At 61.7% G+C, this 25,559-nt stretch carries 19 protein-coding genes; 12 read left to right on the forward strand and 7 right to left on the reverse strand.

Annotated elements, in window-relative coordinates; genetic code table 11:
* Positions 1 to 6 precede the first annotated feature (6 nt).
* From AC3WTO_RS06885 to AC3WTO_RS06895, 3 genes are all read left to right on the forward strand, one after another.
* On the forward strand, positions 7 to 1,380 hold the full coding sequence (locus tag AC3WTO_RS06885; protein ID WP_492459900.1) for an MlaD family protein: 1,374 nt from the start codon (positions 7 to 9) through the stop codon (positions 1,378 to 1,380).
* A gap of 169 nt (positions 1,381 to 1,549) precedes the next feature.
* Positions 1,550 to 2,146, forward strand: coding sequence for an ABC-type transport auxiliary lipoprotein family protein (locus AC3WTO_RS06890; RefSeq protein ID WP_492459901.1), 597 nt, complete (start codon positions 1,550 to 1,552; stop codon positions 2,144 to 2,146).
* Positions 2,147 to 2,270: 124 nt separating this feature from the next.
* On the forward strand, positions 2,271 to 2,888 hold the full coding sequence (locus tag AC3WTO_RS06895) for a thioredoxin domain-containing protein (RefSeq protein ID WP_492459902.1): 618 nt from the start codon (positions 2,271 to 2,273) through the stop codon (positions 2,886 to 2,888).
* A gap of 160 nt (positions 2,889 to 3,048) precedes the next feature.
* Here the strand turns inward: AC3WTO_RS06895 and AC3WTO_RS06900 are convergent, their stop codons facing one another.
* On the reverse strand, positions 3,049 to 10,242 hold the full coding sequence (locus tag AC3WTO_RS06900) for a kinesin (protein WP_492459903.1): 7,194 nt from the start codon (positions 10,240 to 10,242) through the stop codon (positions 3,049 to 3,051).
* 355 nt (positions 10,243 to 10,597) lie between these two features.
* On the opposite strand from AC3WTO_RS06900, the gene AC3WTO_RS06905 reads away from it, so the two are divergent.
* Both AC3WTO_RS06905 and AC3WTO_RS06910 read left to right on the forward strand, forming a co-directional pair.
* Positions 10,598 to 10,888: an Hpt domain-containing protein gene (locus AC3WTO_RS06905; protein ID WP_492460058.1), complete on the forward strand. Its 291-nt coding sequence runs from the start codon at positions 10,598 to 10,600 to the stop codon at positions 10,886 to 10,888.
* 143 nt (positions 10,889 to 11,031) lie between these two features.
* A complete protein-coding gene (locus AC3WTO_RS06910; RefSeq protein WP_492459904.1) occupies positions 11,032 to 11,352 on the forward strand; it encodes a 2Fe-2S iron-sulfur cluster-binding protein in 321 nt (106 codons plus the stop codon).
* A 43-nt stretch (positions 11,353 to 11,395) separates the two neighbouring features.
* Here AC3WTO_RS06910 and AC3WTO_RS06915 read toward each other — a convergent pair whose 3' ends face one another.
* Both AC3WTO_RS06915 and AC3WTO_RS06920 read right to left on the reverse strand, forming a co-directional pair.
* On the reverse strand, positions 11,396 to 12,874 hold the full coding sequence (locus AC3WTO_RS06915; RefSeq protein WP_492459905.1) for an MDR family MFS transporter: 1,479 nt from the start codon (positions 12,872 to 12,874) through the stop codon (positions 11,396 to 11,398).
* Positions 12,875 to 13,156: 282 nt separating this feature from the next.
* A complete protein-coding gene (locus tag AC3WTO_RS06920; protein WP_492459906.1) occupies positions 13,157 to 13,837 on the reverse strand; it encodes a DUF922 domain-containing Zn-dependent protease in 681 nt (226 codons plus the stop codon).
* 84 nt (positions 13,838 to 13,921) lie between these two features.
* Here AC3WTO_RS06920 and folP point away from each other — a divergent pair, with 84 nt between their 5' ends.
* The 4 genes from folP to AC3WTO_RS06940 are packed head-to-tail and all read left to right on the forward strand — an operon-like array spanning position 13,922 to position 16,876.
* A complete protein-coding gene (gene folP, locus AC3WTO_RS06925) occupies positions 13,922 to 14,773 on the forward strand; it encodes a dihydropteroate synthase (RefSeq protein WP_492459907.1) in 852 nt (283 codons plus the stop codon).
* Positions 14,773 to 15,132, forward strand: coding sequence for a dihydroneopterin aldolase (folB, locus tag AC3WTO_RS06930; RefSeq protein ID WP_492459908.1), 360 nt, complete (start codon positions 14,773 to 14,775; stop codon positions 15,130 to 15,132). The genes folP and folB overlap by 1 nt, the downstream gene beginning before the upstream one ends.
* Positions 15,116 to 15,628 (forward strand): 2-amino-4-hydroxy-6-hydroxymethyldihydropteridine diphosphokinase, encoded by a 513-nt coding sequence (gene folK, locus AC3WTO_RS06935; protein WP_492459909.1) that lies wholly within the window; start codon positions 15,116 to 15,118, stop codon positions 15,626 to 15,628. Before folB ends, folK begins: the two co-directional genes overlap by 17 nt.
* Before the next feature lie 36 nt (positions 15,629 to 15,664).
* Positions 15,665 to 16,876 (forward strand): low temperature requirement protein A, encoded by a 1,212-nt coding sequence (locus tag AC3WTO_RS06940; RefSeq protein WP_492459910.1) that lies wholly within the window; start codon positions 15,665 to 15,667, stop codon positions 16,874 to 16,876.
* A gap of 40 nt (positions 16,877 to 16,916) precedes the next feature.
* On the opposite strand, the gene AC3WTO_RS06945 is transcribed toward AC3WTO_RS06940, so the two are convergent.
* Together AC3WTO_RS06945 and AC3WTO_RS06950 are read right to left on the reverse strand one after the other, a co-directional pair.
* On the reverse strand, positions 16,917 to 17,465 hold the full coding sequence (locus AC3WTO_RS06945; RefSeq protein WP_492459911.1) for a DUF924 family protein: 549 nt from the start codon (positions 17,463 to 17,465) through the stop codon (positions 16,917 to 16,919).
* A 43-nt stretch (positions 17,466 to 17,508) separates the two neighbouring features.
* The gene (locus tag AC3WTO_RS06950) at positions 17,509 to 19,353 is read right to left on the reverse strand and encodes a monovalent cation:proton antiporter-2 (CPA2) family protein (RefSeq protein WP_492459912.1); all 1,845 of its coding nucleotides are present in this window, start codon (positions 19,351 to 19,353) and stop codon (positions 17,509 to 17,511) included.
* Positions 19,354 to 19,609: 256 nt separating this feature from the next.
* Between AC3WTO_RS06950 and AC3WTO_RS06955 the strand changes: the two genes are divergently transcribed.
* The gene (locus tag AC3WTO_RS06955) at positions 19,610 to 19,879 is read left to right on the forward strand and encodes a hypothetical protein (protein WP_492459913.1); all 270 of its coding nucleotides are present in this window, start codon (positions 19,610 to 19,612) and stop codon (positions 19,877 to 19,879) included.
* A 184-nt stretch (positions 19,880 to 20,063) separates the two neighbouring features.
* On the opposite strand, the gene AC3WTO_RS06960 is transcribed toward AC3WTO_RS06955, so the two are convergent.
* The gene (locus tag AC3WTO_RS06960; RefSeq protein WP_492459914.1) at positions 20,064 to 20,621 is read right to left on the reverse strand and encodes a hypothetical protein; all 558 of its coding nucleotides are present in this window, start codon (positions 20,619 to 20,621) and stop codon (positions 20,064 to 20,066) included.
* Between the two features lie 269 nt (positions 20,622 to 20,890).
* Here AC3WTO_RS06960 and AC3WTO_RS06965 point away from each other — a divergent pair, with 269 nt between their 5' ends.
* Together AC3WTO_RS06965 and AC3WTO_RS06970 are read left to right on the forward strand one after the other, a co-directional pair.
* Complete coding sequence (locus AC3WTO_RS06965) at positions 20,891 to 23,530, forward strand: ATP-binding protein (RefSeq protein ID WP_492459915.1); 2,640 nt, start codon at positions 20,891 to 20,893, stop codon at positions 23,528 to 23,530.
* The gene (locus AC3WTO_RS06970; RefSeq protein WP_492459916.1) at positions 23,527 to 24,795 is read left to right on the forward strand and encodes a sensor histidine kinase; all 1,269 of its coding nucleotides are present in this window, start codon (positions 23,527 to 23,529) and stop codon (positions 24,793 to 24,795) included. Before AC3WTO_RS06965 ends, AC3WTO_RS06970 begins: the two co-directional genes overlap by 4 nt.
* On the opposite strand, the gene AC3WTO_RS06975 is transcribed toward AC3WTO_RS06970, so the two are convergent.
* Complete coding sequence (locus AC3WTO_RS06975) at positions 24,712 to 25,449, reverse strand: response regulator (protein WP_492459917.1); 738 nt, start codon at positions 25,447 to 25,449, stop codon at positions 24,712 to 24,714. The two genes, AC3WTO_RS06970 and AC3WTO_RS06975, sit on opposite strands and share 84 nt — an antisense overlap.
* Positions 25,450 to 25,559: the final 110 nt, after the last annotated feature.

A 25,559-nucleotide genomic window follows, 5' to 3' on the forward strand; every position in this document is an offset into this window, starting at 1 on the left:
GAAGCAATGGAAACAAAAGCCAACTACGTCATTGTCGGCATTTTCACGCTGGTGGCGATCCTGGCGGCGTTCGGTTTCGTCTACTGGACCGCGAATATCGGTGACCGTGGCGAGACGACTACCTTGAGTGTGCGCATCCCTGGCTCTGCCTCGGGTCTGGGACGCGGCAGTTTCGTCCTGTTCAACGGCGTCAAGGTGGGTGATGTGCGCCGCGTCTATATCGATGTCGACGACCCGACCATCGCCGTGGCTGAAACCGTGATCGATCGCGCGACACCCATCACCAGGTCGACGCAGGCCGATATCGGCCTTGCCGGCCTGACCGGCCAGGCGAACATCGAGCTGACCGGCGCCAACCCGAAAGAACCGAAACTTCTCGATGAAGCGGAGAAGGAAGGGCGCGTGGCGGTGATCATCGCCAAGCCTTCCGCCGTGACCAATCTGTTGCAAACCGCGCAGGACATCGCCACCCGCGCCGACAAGGTCCTCAGCGAATTTGAAGGCTTTGCCAAGGATGTGCGTGGGCCGCTGACGCAGACGGCGCAGAATGCCGAGAAATTCTCGGACGCCTTGGCCAAGAATTCCGACGGCATCGACAAGTTCCTGTCCAGCGTCAGCGCGCTGTCGACGGAGCTGCAGGGCGTATCGGGCAAGCTCGATGGCGCGCTGAAGGCAGCGGAAGGCCTGCTCAATGCCGTCGATCGCGACAAGGTGAAGAACATTGTCGCCAACGTCGATGAATTCACCCGCAATCTGAGCAAGACCAGCGATCAGTTCGATTCCACCATTGCCGAGGTCAAGCAGGCGGTGGGCTCGATCAACGATTTCGCCGCAAAGACACAGGTCACATTCGACAAGGTCAATGGTGTGCTCGACAGCGTCGATCCGGCCGACGTCCGTACCGCGCTTGCCAACATCAAGGATGCCAGCGCGAACGCGGGCCGGGCTTCGGCCGATATCGCCAAGGTGACCGAAAAAGTCGCTGCGCGTTCCGACGACATCCAGCAGACCATCAAGGATGCCCAGCAGCTTGCGCAGCGTCTGAACAATGCTTCCGTGCGCATCGACGGCATTCTGGCCAAGGTGGACGGCATGCTTGGCTCCGGCGACACCAAGGGTCTTGTGGCGCAGGCCAGCGAGACGCTGAAGTCATTCAAGCAGGTGGCCGATACGCTGAACAAGCATATCGGCGTCATCTCCGACAACCTGCAGCGCTTTTCCGGTCAGGGCCTGCAGAACGTCGAGGCGCTGGTTGGCGACACCAGGCGCTCGGTCAACCGCATCGAAGAGGCGGTTTCCGATTTCCAACGCAATCCGCAGCGCATCCTTTCGGGTGGCGATGGCGAGGTTCGCCAATACGACGGAAGGGTGCGGCGTTGACGGCGCGGCGCGGTTCCATCGATAAATACCACCAGGAAGGAAACGGCGAGCAATCCCTGGGAACGCGCGTGGCGGTTTTCCGGCCGGAATTGCGTCGGAATAGGGAGTTGGAGCGTTTTCGCGTATCCGCGAAAAACAGAAACGCTCCGGTGTACAGTGGGGACGTCGCGTGAAGTCGATCCGAGTACATGCGGGCGCGTTGCTGCTCGCGACCATTCTTGCAGGCTGTGCGGCGCTGCCGGGCGGTGGTCCTGCGCCGCTGGACACTTTCGATCTGTCGACGCCGAGCGTCCAGACCGGTGGCCAGAGCAAGCGCCAGATTCTCGTCACCCAGCCCGTGGCGTTGAAGGCGCTCGACAGCCAAAACATCGTCATCAAGACCGGCCAGCGTTCGATCCAGTATCTCAAGGGTGCGCAATGGGCTGACCGGCTGCCAGTCATCGTCCAGGCAAGGTTGGCCGAAGCATTCCAGCGTACCGGCCGCTTTGCCGGTGTCGGACGGCCGGGCGAGGGGCTGGCGATCGACTATCAAGTGATCACCGAGATCCGGGCCTTCGAAGTGCGCGCCGAGAAAGGCGAGCAGGCTCATGTCGAGCTCTATGTGCGCATCCTCAACGATCGCAACGGCGAAGTGCGCGCTTCGCGCAGCTTCCAGGCCAGCGCTCCGGTCAGCGGCGGAGGCAATTCGGCCTATGTGGGCGCACTCGACCGCGCCTTCGGTCAGGCGGTCGGCGAGATCGTACGCTGGTCGGATTCAACGATCTGAGCCGTACTCCTCCGTCATTCCTGACTCCAACCCGCCATTTTGTGGCAATTTGGCGCCCCGCTTTCAGGGGGGTGCTGCGCTATATTTCGCAGGGCTGGGTGGGCTCAATGTTTCAGGGTGAATCATGAAGTTCCTATCGACCGCTGCGGTCATTTCGGCATTGCTTTTCACGGGCGGTGCAGCTTTTGCGTCGTCGACGGCTCCGCTGAACGGCATATTGATGCAGCCGGCAGGTATTGAAGACAGTTTCATTGGCAGCAAACAAGCGCCAGCAACCCTTATCGTCTATTCCTCACCGACCTGCGGCCATTGCGTGGATTTTGAGAGGAAAGTCCTGCCCGATCTCGAACGGAAGTATGTTCAGACCGGCAAATTGAGGATCTCGATACGCCCCTTTGTTCGCAACGTGGTGGATGCCGCGATCTTCCTGATAGCGCAGCAGGCCGGTCGGGAGCGTTACCGCCAGACGCTCGCGGCATTCGCGGGTCGCTCCGAAGAAATTGTCGCCGCTACGGAACGCAAGGGCGTGATGCGAGAGATCGCTGCGTCCCAGGGGGTCGATGAGCAGCATTTTGAGGAAGCTCTCAGGAACGAAACCAATCTTCGTAAACTTGAAAGTCTTCGAGACCAGGCGCTGCAGGAGTTGCAGGTAAAGGGGACACCGACATTCTTCCTGAATGGCGAGCGTCTGGACTATGACGGCACCCTCGCTTCATTCGATAAGGCATTGGCCTCCAACTAGCCTTCTCCGTGGCGAAACAAAAAGGCGGGAGCTTGCTCCCGCCTTTCCTGTCTTTTCTCGATCTTAGAGCGCTTCCTTCACGGAAACGCGGAAACGCTCCAAGTTTTTGTTTTCGCCGCATTTTTGTAACGCCAAGTGATTCCACTTGGCTACAAAATGCTCAGCGCAGGCGGCCGCTGGCGTGAGCCAGCATGGTGTAGACCTTGCCGGTGTCCGAGGTGAGGTAGGTCTGCGAGATCATGTTGTCACGATCGTTGCGCGAGACGTCCTTCAGCAGTTTCTCGAAGTCGTCGCAGTAACGGTCGACAGCGGCGCGGAACTCGGCCTCCGACTGATACTTGCGGCGGATGTCGTCAAAGGTCTGCTGACCCTTCAGTGTGTACAGGCGACGCGTGAACACATCGCGCTCTCCACGACGGTAGCGGTTCCACAGCTCGATCGAGGCATCGTGGTCGATGGCCCGGGCGATGTCGACCGACAGCGAGTTGAGCGATTCCACGACATGCAGTGGCGAACGCTGCACCGGCGTTGCCCGCGGCTGTGCCGGTGCTGGTCGTGCGCTTGCGTCTTCCGAGGCGCCGGTCAGCAGGTCACGCACCCAGCCACCCTGTGGCGTGCGCGCGCCGGCATCACCGCGAGGGCGCAATGCCGTCTCGCCGGCATCGATCGAGCCACGCAGGCCGCTCGGTGCCTCCGGAGCGCGACGCTGCGGCTCCGCAGGACGCGCCTGCGGCTCGGTCGGACGCGGAGCCGGTGCCGGGGCAGGCCGCAAGTTGCGTGGCTCGGAAACGTCGACGGAGCGTCCGGACTTGGCGACGATGTCGGACAGTTCCTTGAGCGCATTGATCTGCTCGGAAACCGCGCGGCGGATCGCCGTGGTCGACTCCTTCGCCTCTTCCGGCATCTCGATGACGCCCTTGCGCAGTTCGGCGCGGGTCAGGTCCAGCTCGCTCTTGATCGAGCCGGCGGTGCGGCGCATCTCTTCGGTGGCATCGGAGAACCGCTTGGTGGCGGACTCGACCACTTCCGAAATGGCGACGCGGATCTTGTCGGCCGATTCCAGTGTCCTGCCTTCGGCGCTCTGCAGCGTCTGGCTGACCAGGGTTTCGAACGAACGCATGACCTTTTCCAGGTCTTCCGACTTCTTGACCAGGCCGACGGCGAGATCGTCGAGCGAGGACTGGCGTGCCAGCGTGTGCTCAAGATTGTTCTGCGCAGAACCGAGCAGATCCGAGGCGCTGGCAAGCAGGCGGCTGTGTTCGTCGAAGCGGGTGGCGATGGAAGCCACTTCGCGCAGCGTCGCCGAGGACAGTTCGGTCAACCTGGTCGTGTTGGAATCGACCAGGCGAGCCGAGCTGGCGAAGGTTTGCGATGCCTTCTCCGTGGTCGCGGCGAAGCTCTGCGTCGAGCCCGCGAGACGGGTTTCGACCTCGCCCAGGTTGTCCGAAGCCTTGGCGATCAGCGTGTTGAGCTGATCGGCAGAGTGCGTCATGCGGCCGATGAGGTCGGAGACATTGTCCGCCAGGGACGAACGGGCGCCGTCGACAGCGGCAAGGGTTTCGGCGGTACGGCTGGCCAGCGCATCGGCAAGCGTGGCGTTTTCGCGACGCAGCGTTGCGGTGGCACGTTCGGTCGCGTCCTCCATGCTCTTCTGCAGTTCCGCACCACCTTCCGAGAACTTGTCGATCAACGGGCGAGCCGTCTCGTCGAGGATCTTGGACAGTTCGGCAGAGCGGGCCGCCAGCATCGAATTGAGTTCGCGCGTGTTGGCGCCGATGGTCTTGGCCGCTTCGTTCGTGCTTTGGCCGATATGCTGGCCGACGGCAGCGAAGGTTTCAGCGATGACATTGGCGCGCGAGGCGAGCTGGCCTTCCGCCTGCGTGATCTGCTGTTCGAGTTTCTGGCCCATCGCATCCGCCGATGCCGCGAAGCGGCTCTCGACATTGGCGATCTGGCCTTCGACGCGGGTCGCAGCCGTCGCAGCGCTGGAAGCCAGGCGCTGATCGGCGCTGGTCAGGGCGCGTTCGATCTCGACGGCATGACCGGCCAGTTCCTCGCCGGTCATGCGGGCACGGTCGGCAACACGACGCTCGGTATCTTCGAAAGCTCCGACGATCTGATCGGCGTGGCTGCCGATTGCCGAAGCACTGTCGGAGATACGCGACACCATGCGGCTGTCGGCATCGTCGAAGACCCGGCTGATCTCTGCGGCGCGAGCCGTCAGGGCATCCGAACCTTCTGCAATGCGGACGGCCAACTGCTGTTCGACCGTTTCGAACACGCGGCCGAGATCGGTCGCCCGGGCCGCGAGCGCATCCGCGGATTCGCTGATGCGAACACCCATGCGCTGGTCGGCATCCTCGAAGTTGCGCAGGATGTCGCCCGCACGGGACGCCAGGGTCTGTGCCGTCTCGACGGCGCGGGCCACCAGCTTCTGGTCAGCACTCTCGAAGGTCTGGGCGATGTCTTCGGCGCGAGCGAGCAGGGCGGCCGATGTCTGTTCGGCACGCTCTGCGATCTTGCGGTCGGCATCGGTGAAGGCGATGCCTGCTTGCTCATGCAGCGTGTTGGTGACTTCCAGGACCTTTTCACGCAGCTGGCCGGCAACATAAAGCGCGCTCTTTTCCAGCGCTCCGCGAATGTTGTCGACGCCGGCGTTGAGCGCGCGTTCCATGGTGCTGGACCGTTCCTCGATGACGCCGGTCTGGCGAACGAAGGCTTGCTCCACCTTTTCGATATCGGCTGCGATGGCATCCGAAATGCTCGAAGAGGAGTTCGCGATCTGGTCGATATGTCCTGCCAGTGCACGGTCGATATCGCGGCGGGCGTCGACCAGCTTGGTGAGGTCTTCCTCAAGCGCCCGGGTGAGCGCCGAGCGGTCGGCGGAGAGGCGATCGTTGTGACTCGAGATCAGTCCCTGGACATGTTCGAGGCTGCCTTCGAGCGCCTGCGCGAAGTCGGCACGATTGTCGGCCAGACGCTGGGCGTGACCGCCGAGCGCGCCGTCGATGGAGGCAAGGTCGGATTCCAGCGCACGGGTCAGCAGATCGCGGCCCTCTGCCAGCTTGCCGACATGGTCGGCGATGACGGCGTCGATACCGCCGCGGCTCTCGTTGAGCTTGGCAAGATCGGCATCCAGCGCGCGGCGCAGGATGTCGCGGCCTTCGGCGAGCTTCTCGACCTGGCCGGCGACGAGGCCGTCGATGGATGAACGGCTCTCGGCAAGCTTGGCGAGATCGTCTTCCAGTGCCGAAGTGAGCATGGAACGATCGGCGGCAAGCCGCTGGCTGTGGCCTGCAACGATATCGTTGACGCGACGCAGTTCGTCGTCGAGCGCCTGCTGGAAATCGGTGCGGGCTTCGACCAGCCTCTGTGACTGGCCGGCCATCACGCCGCCAATCGACGACAGGTCGGCTTCCAGCGCGCGCTTGAGGACATCGCGGCCTTCGGCGAGCTTCTCGACCTGAGCAGCGACGAGACCATCGATCGCAGCCCGGCTCTCTGCCAGCTTGGCAAGATCGTCTTCCAGAGACCTGGCGAGCAGGGCGCGATCGCTGGCCAAACGTTCGCCGTGGCCGGCGACGAGGTTGTTGACCCGGATCAAGTCGGCATCCAGCGCTTCGGAGAAGCGGGCACGGTTATCGACCAACTGCTGCGACTGGTCGGCAATCGTGGCGCTGATGGTGTTGAGGTCGGCTTCCAGCGCGCGCTTCAGGATATCGCGGCCCTCGGACAACTTCTCGACCTGACCCGCGACCAGTCCATCGATGGACTCGCGGCTTTCCGCCAACTTGGCGAGATCGTCTTCCAGTGCGCGGGTGAGCATGTTGCGGCCTTCGGCCAGCCTGCCGACATGACCGGCGATGGCTTCATCGATGCCGCCGCGGCTGTCACCGATCTTGGCCAGGTCGGCTTCAAGCGCACGCTTGAGGATATCGCGGCCTTCGGCGAGCTTCTCGACCTGACCGGCGACCAGGCCGTCGATGGAGGAACGGCTGTCGGCGAGCTTGGTGAGATCTTCCTCCAGGGCCCTCGAGAGCAGGGCGCGGTCCGCCGCAAGCCTGTCACTGTGACCGGCAACGAGATTGCTGACGCTCGAGAGGTTTTCCTCAAGCGTTCTCGCAAGCAGCGACCGGTCCGCCGCCAGCTTGTCGCTATGACCAGCGACCAGATTGGCGACGCTCGAGAGATCGTCCTCCAAGGTCTTGGAAAGCAGGGAGCGATCCGCCGCAAGGCGTTCGCTGTGGCCGGCGACCAGATGATTGACACTGGCGAGGTCAGCATCGAGGGCCTGTGCGAACTCAGCGCGGCTGTCTGCAAGTTTCTGCGACTGGTCACCGATTGCTGCCGTGATGGTGTTGAGATCGGCTTCAAGCGCACGCTTGAGGATATCGCGGCCCTCGGCGAGTTTCTCAACCTGGCCGGCGACCAGGCCGTCGATGGACGAACGGCTGTCGGCGAGCTTGGTGAGGTCCTCTTCCAGAGCCCTGGCAAGCAGGGAACGATCCGCGGCGAGGCGCTCGCTGTGGCCGGCAATCAGCTGGTTGACGTTGTTGAGGTCGCCCTCCAGAGCCGAAGAGAAGAGGGCGCGGCTATCGGCCAACTTCTGTGACTGGTCACCGATCGCCGTCGTGATGGCACTGAGATCGGCTTCAAGCGCACGCTTGAGGATATCGCGGCCTTCGGCAAGCTTCTCGACCTGGCCGGTGACCAGCCCATCGATCGATGAGCGGCTATCGGCAAGCTTGGCGAGGTCGTCTTCCAGCGCCCGAGCAAGCTGGGAACGATCCGCTGCGAGTTGCTCGGCGTGTCCGCGTACGAGTTCGCCGACGCTGGTCAAGTCCTGCTCCAGCAGGCGTGCGAATTGCGCGCGGTCGTCGGTCAGCCTCTGCGATTGGTCGGAAATGACGGAGCTGATCGTGCCGAGGTCGGCCTCCAGGGCACGCTTCAGGATATCGCGGCCTTCAGCGAGCTTCTCAACCTGGCCGGCCACCAATCCATCGATGGAAGCGCGGCTTTCGGCAAGCTTGGCGAGATCCGATTCCAAGGTCTGCGAGAGCAGGCCGCGTTCGTTGGCAAGCTGGCCGGAGTGGTCGGTGACCAGCCGGCGGATGCTCGACAGGTCGGCGTCGAGCGCACGGCCGAGCTGGTCGCGATCGTCGGCCAGTTGTACCGAGTGGCTTTCCATCAGCGCCTTGATGCTGTCGACGTCGGCTTCCAGTGCGCGTGCCAGGACGGCACGGCCTTCCGAGATCTTGGCCACCTGACCGGCGACCAGATTGTCGATGTCGGTGCGGCTTTCCGTCAACTTGGTGAGATCCGCATCGAGCGCGCGGGCAAGGATCGAGCGACCCTCGGCCAGCTTGCCGACATGGCCGGAAACCATTTCATCAATGATGGTGCGGGCATGCACGAGTTTGTCGGCATCTTCGTTGAGGGCATGGGTCAGGCGCGAACGGCCTTCCTCCAGGCGCTCCAGATGGCTGCCGAGCGAGGCGTCGATGGCTGCACGCGACTCGTTGACCTTGCGTAGGTCTTCCTCGAGCGCGCGGCTGATGAGATTGCGGCCTTCCGACAGGAGGTGCACCTGCGAGGTGACGGCTTCGTCGATGGCGGCGCGACCCTCGGAGAACTTCTCCAGGTCGGCATGCATGGCGGCGGCCATGCGCTCGCGGCTTTCCTCCAGCTTGCGGCTGTGGTTCTCGACGGCCTCTTCGATGCCGACGCGGGCATCCGCGAGGCGTGCAATGTCGGTGTCGAAGCTGCGCGACACGGCATGACGCGCGGCCTCCATACGGCCAGCGAAGTCGCTGGCGCGCGCCTCCAGCATCGTCGAGGTCGAGGTGACAATGTCGGCCATGTCGGCACCGATCTGCGCCTTGCCCTGGTCGATGATGGCGGACAGCACGTCCTTGCCATCGGTGAAGGCGTTGGCGATGTCGCGAGCGCGATCGACCAGCGTTTCATTGATCTGGCGGGCGCGCGCTTCAAGCGCCGCATTGAGCTTCTGCGTGCCGGTGTCGAGTGCCTCAGCGCGGGTCTGGAATTCGCTGATAAGCGCCTGGCCACGCTCGGCCAGCGTGCGCTCGATGCCGGACAGGCTGGATTCGAACTCGGAGCTCAGCGTGCGGGCGGCACCGCCAAGCAGCGAGACCATACCTTGCGTGCGGTCGTCGAGCAGTTCGGTCAGCGAACGGGTCAGGCCGTCGGTGCTGTCGGTGAGCTTGGCGATGCGGGTATCGAGCAGGCTGGCGAAAGCCTCGCCGGAGGTGGACAGGCGATCGGTGATCGTGTCGAGGCGGCTCTCGACGGAATCGAAGATCGACATCGAGCTTTCGTTGATGCGGTCGATCAACTGGTCGCCCGACGAGGTGATGGTCATCGACAGCTTGCTGGAAGCGCCGAGGATGTTCTCGCGGATGATGTCGCTGGCCGAGTTGATCTCGTCGCGCAGGGTCTCATGCGCGCCGGAGATCGAAGCACGCACACGTTCGGCGTGACCGATGACGGCTTCGCGTTCGCTGCCCAGCCCATCGACCAAGTTGCGGATGCGGCTCTCGTTTTCCGTATAGGAGCGTTCAAGCTGGCTGACTTCGCTGTGAACCAGGGTCTCCAGTTCGACGGCACGCGCCAGCGTGCGTTCAATGCCTTCGCCCATGGCCGCAACTTCGCGACGCACGGCCTGGCCGATCATCATCACGCGGTCCTGCGCAATGTTTTCTGGTTCAGCCAGGCGGAAGGCGACTTCCGTCATCGACTGCGCTGCCAGCCGCATGTCCTGCGCGCGGCGGACCATCGCGGCGAAAGCCCAGAACAGGATGATTGGAACGATGGCGGCAACGGCGATGCCGATCAGCTCCGGCCGCTGCAGCACCTGCGCGATGGAGCGGATATTCCAGATATCGGGACCGAACAGGAGATTGGCGAGCGCGGCAGCGCCGACGATCCACGCGATCGAGACAAACGCCACCACCCAGTAGATGGTGTTGGAAGCACGGCGATTGAGACTGTGCAGCAGGGAACGATAGTCTTTCTGGCGATCGTCATTGGCAGGCGAGAAGCCGGCCGGCTGGGCTGCAGCGTTGCGCGGCTCGATGGGGCGCAGTTCGGCGGGCTTGGCCTCTGCCACCGGGACCTTGACCGGCTGGGGAGCCGGCGCTGGTGCAGCTTTTTCGGCGCGGCCAGCCCGGGCAAGCTCGTCCGCTGCCTGGGAGATCTGTGCTTCCAGATCCTCCATGGAGGCAGCTATGTCGAGATCTCCCGACTCTCCGGAGAGGTCGAAATCGAGAGCCTCTTCGAGTTCCTTGGCGACCTCGGAATCGAGATTCTTCGTCGTGGTGGTTTTCTTCGCCATGCCTTCGCTACCCTGTACTAGCTGCTGCGAGAGCGGTCGTTATTATCTTTTGTCGTCCCGCGCCGAGGCCTGATTTTGGACCCTCGTATCGTAATGACACAGGGGGGTAAAGAAAACATGCATTCGCCCGCATACGTAAAACTTTAAATATAAGGTTAACGAGAGCGTGAGCCGAACCGGCGTTGCCAAACATTTTTCACAACTCCTTGTTAACCCGCCATCCATCGGAATTCGTTAGTTTGTATGGCCTTGGGCGGCCGCGGCAATGGAGTTGAGTGATATGCGTAGTGTAAACGTGGCGTTCTCGATGCCGGGTGGAGAAGCGTCGGGTCGCGCCCGGAGCAGGCCTGTGGATATGGAACATCTGTCCCGCCAGACCATGGGCGATCGTGATCTCGAGCGCGAGGTTCTGGCGCTGTTCGTACAGCAGGCGCTGTCCGTCGTTGAGAAGCTGCCGACCGCTGACAAGAGCCAGCGTCTCCTTTTGGCACACGCCCTGAAGGGCTCTGCGCGCGGGGTCGGGGCCTCCGCCATCGCCGACTGGGCGGTCTCATTCGAGCGCCAGCCGGAAGACGATCGCCTCACCGGAAAGCTCGGCGCGCTGGTCGAGGATGTCCGCGACTTCATCGCAGCGATCAGCCGGTAGAACCATCCGCCGGCTGGCCGGACGATCGCTATTTACTGGTCGAACCCCTGTTTTCCCAAAAGCGTCACTTTGAGACGGTTTCGCGCGACAGTTGACTTGCGCCGCCGAGTGATTATCTCGGCTGTGATTTCTCAGGTGATCAAATGACAAAACTGACCTACATCACCCATGACGGGACGCATTTTGACGTCGACGCCGAAAACGGCTCCACCGTCATGGAGAACGCCATCCGCAACGCGGTTCCGGGCATCGAGGCCGAATGCGGCGGTGCCTGCGCCTGCGCGACCTGCCACGTCTATGTTGACCAGGCGTGGACAAGCGTGGTCGGCGAACCCGAGACGATGGAAGAGGACATGCTCGACTTCGCCTATGAGGTGCAGCCGAACTCGCGTCTGTCCTGCCAGATCAAGGTTCGTGACGAACTGGACGGGCTGGTGGTGCGCATTCCAGAACGTCAGGGCTAATTCCTGAGTTTAGAACAGGGCTGTAACTGCCTGTTCTGAAATCTTATTCCGAGATCATCGGTGCGTCTTCTTCACTGCGGCCGCGCAGGGGCTTCTCCGGCATTGTCGCCAGGGCAGCCAGCGTGGCGACAAGCAGTGCGACGCTGACGAAGAAGATTGCCGCGAACGGAATGGCGGACGACACTTGCGTCTGCGCCTGAATGCCTTCGCCCATCAGGGGCAGGCCGTAGGCAACGCCGACGGCGCCGAGCAGCGCCACACCAAGTGCGCCACCCAATGAGCGCATGAAGGTGAGCACGCCCGTGGCCACGCCGAGATGGCTGCGTTCGACGGCATTCTGCACCGACACCGTTGCCACCGGGAAGGTGGTGCCCGCCCCGTAGCCGACGCAGGTGGTCAGCACCACCACCAGGATCAGCGAAGTGCTGCCGGCGACAAAGGCGAGCGCCGCCAGAGTCACGATGCCGAAGCTGATGCCGATCAGGGCCAGTCGCTTGTAGTGGACAAAGCGCGTGATCAGCCTGCCCGAGGTGGTGGCTCCGGCAACGGTGCCGAGCAGAATGCCAAGCATCGCCATGCCGGATTCCGACGCGGTCAGGCCGAGATGGGCCTGCAGATACACCGGCAGGTACACGGAAAGCCCGACATTGGCAGCCTGCAGCAGGAACAGCGACAGCGTACCGGCAAGCACGATGGAATTGCCAAGCACGCTCAGGGAGATGAGCGGCTCGACCGCCTTGACCAGCCGCAGCGCGAAGACCGCCCAGACGACGGCAGAGGCTGCGAACAGGCCAAGGATCTGCGGCGAGCCCCAAGGATAGGTGCCGCCGCCCCAATTCAGCGCCAGCAACAGCAGAGAGGTGGCGATCACGAGCAGTACGGCCCCCAGCCAGTCGATGCTGTGCTTGTGAGCGGCGACGGGCAGCTTCTTGAGCGGCTTGTTGATGATGGCCATGGCCAGCAATCCGAGCGGCAGGTTGATCCAGAAGATCAGCGACCAGTGCAGATGCTCGGCAAAGGTGCCGCCAAGCAGCGGGCCTGCAATGCTGGCGACAGCCCAGGTGCCGGAAATCCAGGCGGCGTAACGGGCACGCTCCTTTGGCGGAACCAGATCACCGATCACCGTTTGCGCCAGTGCGAACAGGCCGCCGCCGCCCAGCCCCTGGATGGCGCGGCCGATGATCAGGGTCAGCATGTTGGGCGCGAGCGCTGCCACCAGCGAGCCAGCCAGGAAGATGAGGATCGCCGCGTAAAGCGTCGGCCGCCGTCCATGCACGTCGGAAATCTTGCCATAGAGCGGCGCCATGGCGGTGGCGGTGAGCAGATAGCCGGTGATGATCCAGGGCAGGTATTGCGCATGGCCGAGTGTCTCAGCGATGGTCGGCATCGCGGGCGCGACGATGGTCTGGTCCAGTGCGGCCAGCAGCATCGATAAAAGAACGCCGCCGATGATGGCATTCTTCTCGCTTTCGGAAAGCGTCGAGCCTTCCGCCGCCGCCGGCTGTGAAACGGTCTGGTCCATGGGTCATTCACCTGTCTGCCGTGCACACCAGCCCGGAAGCAAACGCGTCGGGTAACGTGCGGCGGCTTTGATCGTCCGCGCTTGTCGAGAAACCTGTATTGGCCGAACCTATGTCGCGCCGGCTGTGCCCATTTCGACAGACGGTTGAAATTTTTGTCCGGGGCGCATCCCATACGCCCGTCAGCAACCTCGTTCCTAATATAGCTCACGAGTCTCAAGGACCAACGGGTCGCTTCCATTGATCCTGTTTCGCAAAATTCGATAAAATCGCGGAGGCTTGAGTCAGCCGGGCAGGCGGCCTGCCTCGATCTGCTCGATGCGGTAGCGCATCAGCCGGATGATGCGGCTTTCGAAATTGACCATTTCGACACGGTCGAATTCAACCTGCGCCTGGTCATGCTGGTTGAGAACCTTTGCCGTCACTTCCTTGGCTTTCGCCGCCGCGATCTTGCAGTTGTCCTCCCGGCCGATCTTCATCAGCTCGCTTTCGAGACGGCGACCATAGTCCTTGGCAATCTCTACGTGCCGATCTTCATGCCGCTTGATGTCGGCCGCGAGTGTGTTCCAGAACAGCTGGACGTCTGGGCTCACCTTGCCGCGCGGTTTCCATTTGGGGAGAATGACCCCGGTCTTGACCGTGACCACGGCGGATACAATTCGACAGGATTGGGCGACTTTTCCGTAGCCTGTGAGATGGCAGAGAAAACCAGACGCACTTTCGGAGGGACATGCATCTACTTCCTCGGCGTAACCGATACGGCTGGTGAAGGCCATGCGGGTGGCGCCCGGATGGCGCATGCCGGTGGATTTCACCGACGGGCCGCGCTTCGACAGTTCCGTCTGGATCTGCTCCAGGGAGCGGCCGCCGATCGAAAAATAGCTGTAGGTCTTGATAAGGTTCGCTGCTTCGGTCGAGGAAACGGCGAAAAGGACGAGCAACGCGGTAAGCAGGGTACGATTCATTTTATTGCCTCTTGCCCCACCTTGCGTTACGGCCGTTGCCGGCGCAACGAAATACGTATCGCCAGCGCAGCTTGGCGGGCAAAGATGAACAGACGATGGCAATTGGCGCACGGACGCCATCTCGACCTCGGCGAGAAGTCAGTCGTCATGGGCATCCTCAACGTGACGCCCGACTCGTTTTCGGACGGGGGACAGTTCAATGCGCTTGAGCTGGCGCTCGAACAGGCCGGCCGCATGATACGGGAAGGGGCCGCAATCATCGACGTTGGCGGTGAATCGACTCGGCCAGGGGCTGCGGCCGTCACGGCGGAGCAGGAACAACAGCGCGTGCTGCCGGTCATAGAACAACTGGCACAGCGCGGCGAAGTGTTGATCTCCATCGATACCTATCGCGCGGAAACGGCACGTCTGGCACTCGAGGTTGGCGCTCATATTGTCAATGATGTCTGTGGGTTGCAGCGGGATCCTGCAATCGCTGGAGAGGTTGCAAAAGCCGAAGCTGGCGTCGTCATCATGCATACCGGTCGTGGACGCGAGAAACTCGCGGACGTCATTGCAGATCAGCGGCTCTTCCTTGGAAAATCGCTTGAGATCGCGCGAGAAGCTGGCATTGCCGATGAGCGCATCGTGCTGGATCCCGGCTTCGGCTTCAACAAGGAAACCGCCGAGGAAAATCTCGATTTGATGGCGCGTTTCGAGGAATTGGCTGATTTCGGCTTTCCACTCATCGTCGGCACATCGCGCAAGCGTTTCGTCGGTACCATAACCGGCAAGGATGCCTCGGATCGGGCGGCCGGCACGGCGGCCACCAGCGTCATCCTGCGGCTTAAGGGCGCCGATCTGTTTCGCGTCCATGATGTCGCAATCAACGTGGACGCGCTGGCCATGACAGATGCTATGTTGGCCAACAGCAATATCCGGCAGGAATCTCGATAATGTACGTCATCCGCATGAAGAACTGCGCCTTCTTTGCCAGGCACGGCGTACATGACGAGGAAGAACGACTTGGCCAGCGTTTCTACGTCGACGCGGTGCTGACGGTCGATCCGGTCAAGGAACTGGACGAAGATGCCATAGAGAGCACCGTCGACTACGGCGTTGCGTTCACGGTCATCGAAAAAATCGTCACCGGCGAGCGGCGTTTTCTCATCGAAGCGCTGGCGCTCGATGTCGCCAGGGCGTTGACCGAGCGTTTCCCGCAGATCAAGACGGCCGAGATCACTGTCCGCAAGCCCAATGCGCCGGTGCCCGGCGTGCTCGATCACGTCGAGGTCACCATTGTCTGGCCCCAGTAACACCGTTTTCCTCAGCCTTGGTGGCAATCTGGGCGATCCGGTTCAATCGATCGCCTCGGCCTTGCGCATGTTGAACGAAGACACCGGGACGCGCGTCGTCACGGTTTCCTCTCTCTATCGCACGCCGCCTTGGGGCAAGACCGACCAGCCGGATTTCCTGAACATCGCCGCGGAGTTGACGACCGAGCTGACGCCGCATGTTCTTCTGGAGTTGTGCCTGGAAACCGAGCGAAAGCTGAAACGGGTGCGTGAAGAGCGCTGGGGACCGCGCCTGATCGACATCGATATCCTCGTTTTCGGCAATCGCGCCATTCATGAAACCGAATTGGCTGTTCCGCATCCACGCATGCTGGAGCGCGCCTTTGTCATGGTGCCGCTGGCCGAAATCGCGCCGGAACTGATCCTGGCCGGCAAGACCGTTTCGGAACGGCTTGCGTCGATGGACATCACCGGCATCGAGCGGTTGCCATCCGGCCGTGAGTGGTGGCAGGCTTAACCTCACCGGCCATGCCGCAAGAGGGATAGCGAACCCATGACGGGAACGAAGGCGGAATTGCCTGCGGGTTTCGGTGCTCGGCGCGGTCTGGAACGCAAGCGGATTGCCGGCGCCGAAACGCGTGTAGAATTCGTCGAATTGTTTTTCGACCTCGTCTTCGTCTTCGCCGTTACCCAGATATCGCACACCTTGCTCAAAAACCTGACCCTTGCGGGCGCGTTGCAGGCCGGCATGCTCCTGATGGCGGTTTGGTGGGCGTGGGTCTACACGTCTTGGGTCACCAACTGGCTGGATCCGCGGCGTGGCCCGATCCGGTTTCTTTTGTTCGTGCTGATGCTGGCCGGCATGCTGCTGTCGACTGCGATACCGGAAGCGTTCGGCGAACGCGGGCTGATGTTCGCTGGCGCCTATGTCTTCATGCAGGTTGGCCGCACCAGCTTCATGCTGTGGGCTCTGCGCCGTCACAATCCCGGCAACTACCGCAATATGTGTCGCATCGCAGCCTGGCTATCGCTCTCGGCTGTATTCTGGATAGTCGGCGGTTTCCTGGAAGGTGAGGCGCGTATTGCCGCGTGGGCGGTCGCGCTCGTCCTCGACTATGTTGCGCCGTCGCTGCGCTTCTGGACACCATGGTACGGCGCTTCCGCCATTGCAGATTGGGATGTCGACGGCGGTCACATGGCGGAGCGCAGTGGATTGTTCATCATCATTGCGCTGGGAGAATCCATCATTGTCACAGGTGCCACGCTGGCCGAGGCGGAGCTTTCGGCGGGCGTGGTTGGAGGCTTCCTGGCGGCGTTCGGCGCCACGGTTGCCATGTGGTGGATCTATTTCAACCTGGGCGCCGAAACAGGCCGCCACCGCATCGAAGCGGCGAGCGATCCCGGTCGCCTGGCGCGTATCGCCTACACATATCTGCCACTGCTGCTTATTGCCGGCATCATCGTGTCGGCGGCAGCCGACGAACTGGTGCTTGCGCATCCCTTGGGTCATGCCGAGCCGGCGGTCGTGCTGGCTGTCGTTGGAGGCCCGGCGCTCTACATTTTCGGCAATCTGATGTTCAAATGGGTGACGGCAAGCTCAATTCCATTGTCGCATGTAATCGGACTGGCATTGCTGTTCGTCTCTGGCCTTTTCGGCGGCATGCTGGATTCGATGCCCCTCAGTTTGATCACCACGGCAATCCTGTTTGCGGTCGCATTCTGGGAATACAGACTGCATGAAGGCCAAAACAGGCTCCACGACTGACTGGCGGCGGGCAACGCGATCGGACTTGGGTTCCGGAGACTCAACCGGAGAAGCCGCCACCGTCGAGAAAAGCCGTCTCCTGGGCGGTGGTGGCGCGGCCGAGCGGCGGGTTCCGATGCGGGAAGCGGCCGAAGCGCTCGATGATCTCAAGGTGTTCGATTGCATATTTGATGTAGTCGGGCGCGTTCGCTTCGGTCAGTTCGACGCTGCGCTTCTGGTCGTCGAGGTTCTCGGAATGCTCGAAGGGCAAGTAGAAGAACACCCGGACGTCGACGTCGACGGCCATATCATGCCCGGCTGCTACGGCCTGGGTGGCAAAGTGGCGAGCCAGCGGATCGGTGGCAAACATGTGCGCCGTACCGCGGAAGCAATTCCGCGGAAACTGATCGAGCAGGATCATCAACGCCAGAGCGCTTTCGGCATCCTCGACCCAGCTGTCCAGTTCCCGCCGGGCGGCTGCGTAGTGGAGTTCCAGATACCGGGTTCTGAATTCGGCATCGAAGGCGGCATTTTTCGTGAACCATGCATCCGGACCGGCATTGCGCCAAAAGGCCGTCACATCGCGTGCTCGCTCGTCAAAAGAATTCATTATTATCGTCTTTTCTCATAGAGTTGATGGTCGATTCTCATGTTCAAGACGAAGCCGCTGAGGTGGCGCCTTTCAACACCTCGGCGGTCTCTTCGCTGAGCGCCTGTCCCGGGCGGCGCGGTTGCGTTACCGGTGCCGGGGCTGGCGTGGCGAGATTGCCTTTCAGGAAGTTGCGTCCGTCACGCAGGTCACCGGTCAGCTGCAGGTCGAACCGCGCGGCGTCGCGCCGGCGCACATCCTCGATAACTTCGGCGACTTCGTCGGGGTCTTCACCCAGTGCCTCTAGTGTAGAACCGCCGAAGACCAGCGCGGATTCGAAGGTTTCGCGCAACTGATAGTCGACGCCTGCCTTGACGAGCTGCAGCGAAGTGCCGCGATCGAAAGCTCGAGCGAATACCGTCACCAGCGGGAATTCAGCCTTGACCAACTCGGCAACACGCACGGCGGTTTCCGGTTTGTCGACACAGATCAGCACCGCGCGAGCGCGCCCGGCACCGGCTGCATGCAGGATATCCAGCCTCGTGCCGTCGCCATAATAGACCTTGAAGCCGAAATTGGCGGCTGCCTGGATCATCTCGACATCGTTGTCGATGATCGAGACGTCGACACCGCGCAGGATGAGCGGCTGGCTGGCGATCTGGCCGAAGCGACCGAAGCCGATGATCAGCACCGAGCCGGACAGGCCTTCGGCGACATCGACACCGTCAAGTGAAGGCTCGTCGCGCTGCGGGTACAGATAGCGCAGAGCTATGATCACCAGCGGGGTCAGCACCATCGAGATGATGATGATGGCGGTGAGGATCGCGTTTGCGCGGCCATCGATGATGCCGGCCTGTGTGGCCGAAGAATAGAGCACGAAGGCGAATTCGCCGCCTTGCGCCATGACCGCCGCGCGTTCGATGGCTTCGCGGTTCGACGCCTTCAGGAGCCGTGCCACCCCATAGATGCCGAGTGCCTTGGCCACCATGTAGGCGACCACGTAGATCGCGACCAGCTGCCAGTTCTCGGCGACGACAGCGAGGTTGAGCGACATGCCGACGGCGAGGAAGAACAGGCCGAGCAGCACGCCGCGGAACGGTTCGATATCGGCTTCGAGCTGGTGGCGGAACGTCGATTCCGACAGGAGGACACCGGCGAGGAATGCCCCCATTGCCATGGAGAGCCCACTCATCTGCATGACAAGCGCCGATCCCAGGACCACCAGCAAGGCCGCCGCCGTCATGACCTCCCGGGCACGGGCGTCGGCCAGGACACGAAACAACGGGTTGAGCAGGTAACGGCCGGCAACCACCAAGCCGACGATCGCGGCAACACCGATGCCGATTTCGGTGAAGCGCTGCTGCAACGTCGTATCGGCGCCTCCCGGCGCCAGGAAGGCCACCAGAGCCAGCAACGGAACGATGGCCAGATCCTCGAGCAGCAGGATCGAAACCATGCGCTGTCCCTTGGGAGTGGCCATTTCTCCTTGCTCTTCCAGCAATTGCATGACGATGGCCGTCGAGGTCAGAACGAAACCCGCGCCGGCGACAAAAGCCTGCGCGACAGGAAAGCCGCCGGCCAGCCCACAAGCTGTCAGCAGCAGGGCGCAGAGACCAACCTGCAGTGCGCCCAATCCGAAAATGTCGCGGCGCAAGCCCCACAGCCGGGACGGTTGCATTTCGAGGCCTATGATGAACAGGAACATCACCACGCCAAGCTCCGCGACATGCAGGATCGCGGCAGGGTCGGAAAAGATGCCAAGTCCGAATGGACCAATTGCAAGGCCGGCGGCCAGATAGCCGAGAATCGAGCCGAGGCCGACCCGCTTGAAGATTGGTACGGCGACGACACCGGCGCCGAGAAGCGCCACCACATTCACCAGCTCGCTGCTTGAAGCCTCAACCGCCATCGTTGTTCTCGTTTTTGCCGCGTCGTTAGAGGGAGGAGTCCCTCGGGCAGGATAGGAGCTTCGGCGCGCTACGAACAGCCCCGAATCATCGTCCATGAGCCCTTGCTGATGGACAGCTCGCGGCCAGTAAATCCAATATTTCCAAGGCCTGTACGTTGGTGAGTTGCAGTAAGCCTCACTGGCGCGCTATGGACGGCGAGGCTGGGGCTATAAACACGGGGCGGACGGGATCGCCGCCACTATGGAGAGGACTACCATGAAGAAGATTGTGCTGACAGTTGTCGGCGTGGCTGCGCTCGGTCTTTCCGCCTGCTCGAAAGCGCCGGAATGCACTGCAGAGGTCATCGGCAAAAAGACCCAGGAACTGACCACCGCCGTCCAGGAAGCTGTGACCAAGAACCCGGCCAAGGCTACGGAATGGGCCGCCAAGGTTCAGGAAATCGCCACCAAATACTCGAGCTCGACCAATCAGGCCGACGCTTGCAAGGCTTATGACGAGATCATCGCCGAAGTGAAGAAGGGCTGATTGCCCGCATTCGCGCGAGACGAAGATCTCGCGCATGTTAAAACGGCGGCCGATGGCCGCCGTTTGTTTTCAGTATGGATGGCCGCGTGATAGCGCCGTTTTTCACAGAAACGTGGAAACGCTCGAATTCTTTGCTCCGCACAATTCCGAACGTAAAACCGCTACGCACTTTCCTGGAATTGCCCTAGTTGCGGGCGATGGCGCCCACGGCGACGTCGTCGACACGCTTCAGGTTCATGCCGATCACCGGCACCATCTGCTGGTCGACCTTCACCGATACGGTGACAATCATCGAATTGTCGTTGGGCACGCGCGCCTGCATGACGCCGCGCAGCTGATTGCGGTTGATGGCGAAAACGACCTTGCGGTTGTCGACGACATTGCCGGAAATGATATCGAGCCCGGAGCCTGTCGAGCCACCCATGAAGGAGCCTTTGTAGCCATCACGCCCCTTGCGCTCGACGGTTGCTCCCATTTTCTGCGAGAAGACGCCGACGCGGCAGTCGCCATCCAGCGTCATGCCGACTTTGCTGCCTTCGGGCGTGGATCCCTTGAAATTGCAGGTGAACTTGGTGCCTTTGTATTTGCCGGCAACGATTTCGCCAGGTCCAACCCATTGTCCTTCGACCGCCTGGAAAAACTGCTTGTCACGGTCGGCGCCGAACGCCGAACCACCCGCTGCGACCGAGGCGGCAACCGCGAGCGCGAAAGGCATTGCGGCGGACAGGAACACGCTTTTCATGGATGACACCCGGCAACGAGGACGCTGTGTTGGAACGAGGCCAACCATGAAGAAGATTGGTTAATGCTTCGTCACCTGGGGCGGTTTCGAGGGCGGTAAACCGCCAACGCAGCATGTGCCTTCGTCGAAAAACGCAAACGCTCCACGGGCGGAGCGGGCTGGTCTGGCAATCGCCTTTGTGTGATCATTTGACCGGGAGCAGGTTTTAGGAGGAGCAGTTTCATGTGCCGGTCGCTGTATCGGGCCATCGCGCATGCGTGCGGAACGTGATGGAAACGCCGCAGTTGCCGGCCCTGCGATCCTACCATTCCTGGATCGCCAACGAGACGCTGGAAGACTATTCGCTCCGCTACGCGGCCCGGTCATTTCGCCGATGGTCGCCATTTGTCATTGCCAACACCGCGCTGGGCGGCATTTCGTTTCTCGCCCTTGAGGCCATCGGCGGCGCGATTACGCTCAGCTACGGCTTCGCCAATGCCTTCCCCGCGATTCTCGTGACCTGCCTGTTCGTTTTCGCGACTAGCCTGCCGATCGCCTATTATTCCAGCCGTCACAACATCGATATGGACCTGCTGACGCGTGGCGCCGGCTTCGGCTACATCGGATCCACAATCACCTCGCTGATCTACGCGACATTCACCTTCATCTTTTTCGCCCTCGAGGGCGTGATCATGGCGCAGGCGCTCAATCTGCTTGCCGATGTGCCGCTCGTGCTGGGATATGTCATTTCTTCCGTCGTGATCATCCCGATAACCTTCATGGGCGTGACGCTGATCAGCAAGCTGCAGCTTCTGTCGCAGCCGATCTGGATCGCCATGCACCTGGCACCATTCGCCTACATCCTGTTTGCTCACCCCGAAACGCTCCACGAGTGGACGACTTTCGTCGGCAGTGACCTCACAGGCGAGGGGTTCAATTTCCTTGCGTTCGGCTCGGCCGTTGGCGTCCTGTCCGCGTTGTCCATCCAGATCGGCGAACAGGTCGACTATCTGCGTTTCCTTCCCGACAAGACACCACAAAACCGTTTTCGCTGGTGGGCAGCCGTGATTGCCGCCGGCCCGGGCTGGATCATCGTCGGTGGGTTCAAGATACTCTGCGGCAGCCTGCTGGCGGTGCTGGCAATCCAGGCCGGCTTGCCGCGGTCCATGGCACTTGAACCCATCCATATGTACATCAAGGCATATGAGTATGTGAGCCCCGACCCTCGTGTCGTGCTCGCCCTTGCCGCGGTGTTCGTGCTGATTTCGCAGGTCAAGATCAACGTCACCAACGCCTATGCCGGTTCGTTGGCGTGGTCCAACTTCTTCTCGCGTGTCACCCACTATCACCCTGGTCGGGTCGTGTGGCTGATATTCAATATCCTGATCTCGTTGCTGTTGATGCTGCTCGGCATCTTCCAGACGCTTGAGCTTGTACTGGCGGTCTATTCGATCATCGCCGCCGCCTGGATCGGTTCGATCTTTGCCGACCTCGCCATCCTGAAGCCGCTTGGGGTTAGCCCCGCTTTCCCCGAATTCAAGCGTGCCTATCTCTACAATATCAATCCTGTCGGCTGCGGCTCGATGGCGATGGCATCGTTTGTCGCTTTTCTGTGTTTCTCCGGCATCTTCGGCGTCATGGTGCAGGCCTATGCCGCGCCAATTGCCTTTGTCACCGCGCTTGGCAGCGCCGTTGCAATCGGCATCGCGACCAAAGGGCGCTACTATCTGGCACGCCAGCCCGTCGAGTTGCCTGCGACGAGGCAGGACAGCAATTTGTGCGCCATCTGCGGCGTTACCTATGAACGCTCCGACATGGTCCACTGCACCTTCTATGAGCAACCGATCTGCTCGTTGTGCTGCAGCCTGGATTCGCATTGCCACGATGTGTGCAAGTCGCCGGGTGGTGCGCTGGAGACCTCGCGCACGCGGTATTTTGGCAGGGCGCTGCCGCATATGCGCGACAAGATCGCCCCTCACATGGGGCAACGCCTGCTCAAGGTGGCGGGAGTGCTGTTTGCCCTGGCAGTGGTCACTGGCGGCGTGTTTCTTCTCACCTACCGATTGATCGAGCCGGGATCGGAACAACCCCATCTGGCAAGCGGCCAGCTGCTTCTGCGTGTCTTCCTCGCTCTGCTGCCTCTGCTGGGCATCGGCGCCTGGTGGATCGTGCTGTCACAGGAGAGCCGCGAACTTGCCGAACGAGACTTGGTCGCGTCGCTGGAAAAACTGCGCCAGACCCAGAGGGATCTGGCAAGCAACGAACGCCTGGCCGCCATCGGCCAGATCACGGCAACAGTCAGCCACGAGCTTCGCAATCCGCTGGGTACCCTGGTGACATCAGCCGACGTCTTGCTCCGCTCGCTGAAGAAGGCCGACGAACCAGTGCTCTCCGAGCTGCAACGGTTGCAGCGCAATGCCTGGCGTTGCGTGCGGATCATCGAGGACCTGCTCGATTTCTCACGCAAGCACGCCTTGATCGTGACGCCGATCTTGATCGACCGGTGGGTGGCCCAACATGTCGCCGAACAGGACGCCGCGCGGCTGATAAAGCTTCAGCTCGCCGCTGGATGCAAGATATCGGCCGATGGCGAGCGGCTGCGGCAGGCTTTCTCCAATGTTCTGGCCAATGCCCTCCAGGCCTGTGAAGGGCATGCGGCGGATGATGCGGCGATTGTCGTCTCCACCCGCTGCGAGGGCGAAAATGCCATCATCTGCGTTGCCGATAACGGTTCAGGCATGTCGCGCGAAACAGCAGCACGCGTGTTCGAACCGCTGTTCAGCACAAAGGCATTTGGCGTTGGACTTGGAATGCCGCTGGTCAAGCGCATCGTGGAGCAACATGGCGGTTCGGTCCTGATCGACAGCGTACAAGGCGCCGGCACGCGCGTGTCGATCGTGTTGCCGCGGGCAGGCGGGGGGTCGTCATGACAGACCAGACCGATCTCCATGCCGACTTCATTGGTGACGACATCATCCCGCTCGGAACCGAGCCGGTCGAGAAGAAGTGCGTCCTTATTGTCGACGACGATGAGGATTTTGCCGCGAGCCTTGCCGGATTGCTTGAACTTGAAGGCTATCAGGCGATCGTCGCGCACGATCCGTTGTCGGCTCGAGGTGCATTGGCGTTGCACCAGCCGACGATTGCCCTTGTCGACGTGCGCTTAGGCGTGGGCAGCGGTGTGGAACTGGTCCGGGCTTTTCGCCGGCAAAGCCCCGATCTCATTTGCCTGATGGTGACGGCCTACGCCTCGGTCGAGACTGCTGTGGAGGCATTGCAGGCCGGAGCCTATGACTATCTGTGCAAGCCGTTCTACAGCGCCGACCTTTTGGCGACGCTGGAGCGTTGCTTCGAGCGCACCCGCCTGATGGAAGAAAAGCGCCTGGCTGCCGAGCGGCTCGGGCAGATGCAGCGCATCCAGACGATGGGACAGCTGGCCGGTGGCATCGCACATGACTTCAACAACATCCTGGCCGTCCTGCTCGCCAATCTGCGCTGGCTGCAGGAGCATGTACGAACCAAACCTGAGTTGGCGGAGATGCTCGAGGATGCACTGGAGGCGGTGAAGGCGGGGACGGACCTGACAACCCGGCTGCTTAATTTCGGTCGCCAGGAAGGGGGCGATACGGTTCGCGTCGACTTGCGCACGGCGCTGCCGGATCTGATGCGCGTCTTGCATCGTACGCTGGGCGAGAGGATCAGCCTCTCACTCGATCTCGCGGATGATCTGCACGAAATCGAGGTTCATCCGGCGCAGATGGAAAGCAGCCTGCTTAACCTGGCGCTCAACGCGCGCGACGCAATGCCCGACGGCGGTACGCTTCGGTTCGAGGCCTGCAACTTCGTCGTGCGACCAGACGACGCCCGGGTCGCGTCGGGCCTTTTGCCCGGTCAGTATGTCGTTGTTTCCGTCATCGATACCGGACATGGAATGTCGGTATCGGTACGTCGCCGGGCGCTGGAACCGCTCTTCAGCACCAAACCTGCGGGTAAGGGCAATGGCCTTGGCCTGCCGATGGTCGATGGATTCGTACGGCAGTCAGGCGGGCGCCTCGGTATCTCCAGCAAGCCGGGCGAAGGCACCCGGATCAACCTCTATCTGCCGCGTGCTTCAGTCCCGGCCCTGGGTGGCGAACATATAGCCGACCCCCCGAATGGTCTTGATGAACTGGGTGTCGCGCGCGTTGTCCTGTAACTTGCGGCGTATCTTGCCGATCAGCACGTCGATGCTGCGGTCATAGGGCGTCCAGTTGCGATTGGCGACGATGTCGAGGATCTGTTCGCGTGAGAGGACGCGGCCACGCCGTTCGACGAGTGCCGACAGGATCTGGAATTCCTGACTGGTCAGGCGCACATTTTCGCCGTTCGGCGACGACAGCTTGTAGCGCGTGGGGTCGAGCCGCCAGCCGTCGAAACAGACGGCGGTCGAGTGATCTACCTCCGCAGCTTCCGACAGGTTGATACGCCTGGCAAAGCGCCTCATCACCGTCCGTACGCGCGCCAGGAGCTCGCGCGGCTCGAAAGGCTTGGTAATGTAGTCGTCGGCCCCAAGTTCGAGGCAGACCACCTTGTCGATCGTGGTGTTCTTGCCCGACAGCATGATCAGCGGCAGTTCGTATTGCGAGCGCATGCTGCGCGCCAGGGTCACGCCGTCCTCGCCGACCGGAAAGCTGAGGTCGAGGATGACAAGATCGAACGCCTCGTCAGCCAATGCGCGCCGCATTGAACGCCCGTCATGGGTGCTGACGATGCCGTAGCCCTCACTCGTCAGGAATTTTTCGAGAAAGCTGCACAGCCGACGATCGTCATCGACAATGAGAATGCGTGATCTTGGTTCGGCAGCTGACATGGCCGCTACGATAATCGCAATTCGTAGGCACGGTCGAGCAGGGAAGATGGTCATTTGTCGCGGTTGACGCCGCATGAGGTGAGGCTAAGGCAGGTCGACGTTTCGCGCGC

The sequence above is a fragment of the Mesorhizobium sp. EU05-FHT14A09 genome (assembly GCF_058790995.1).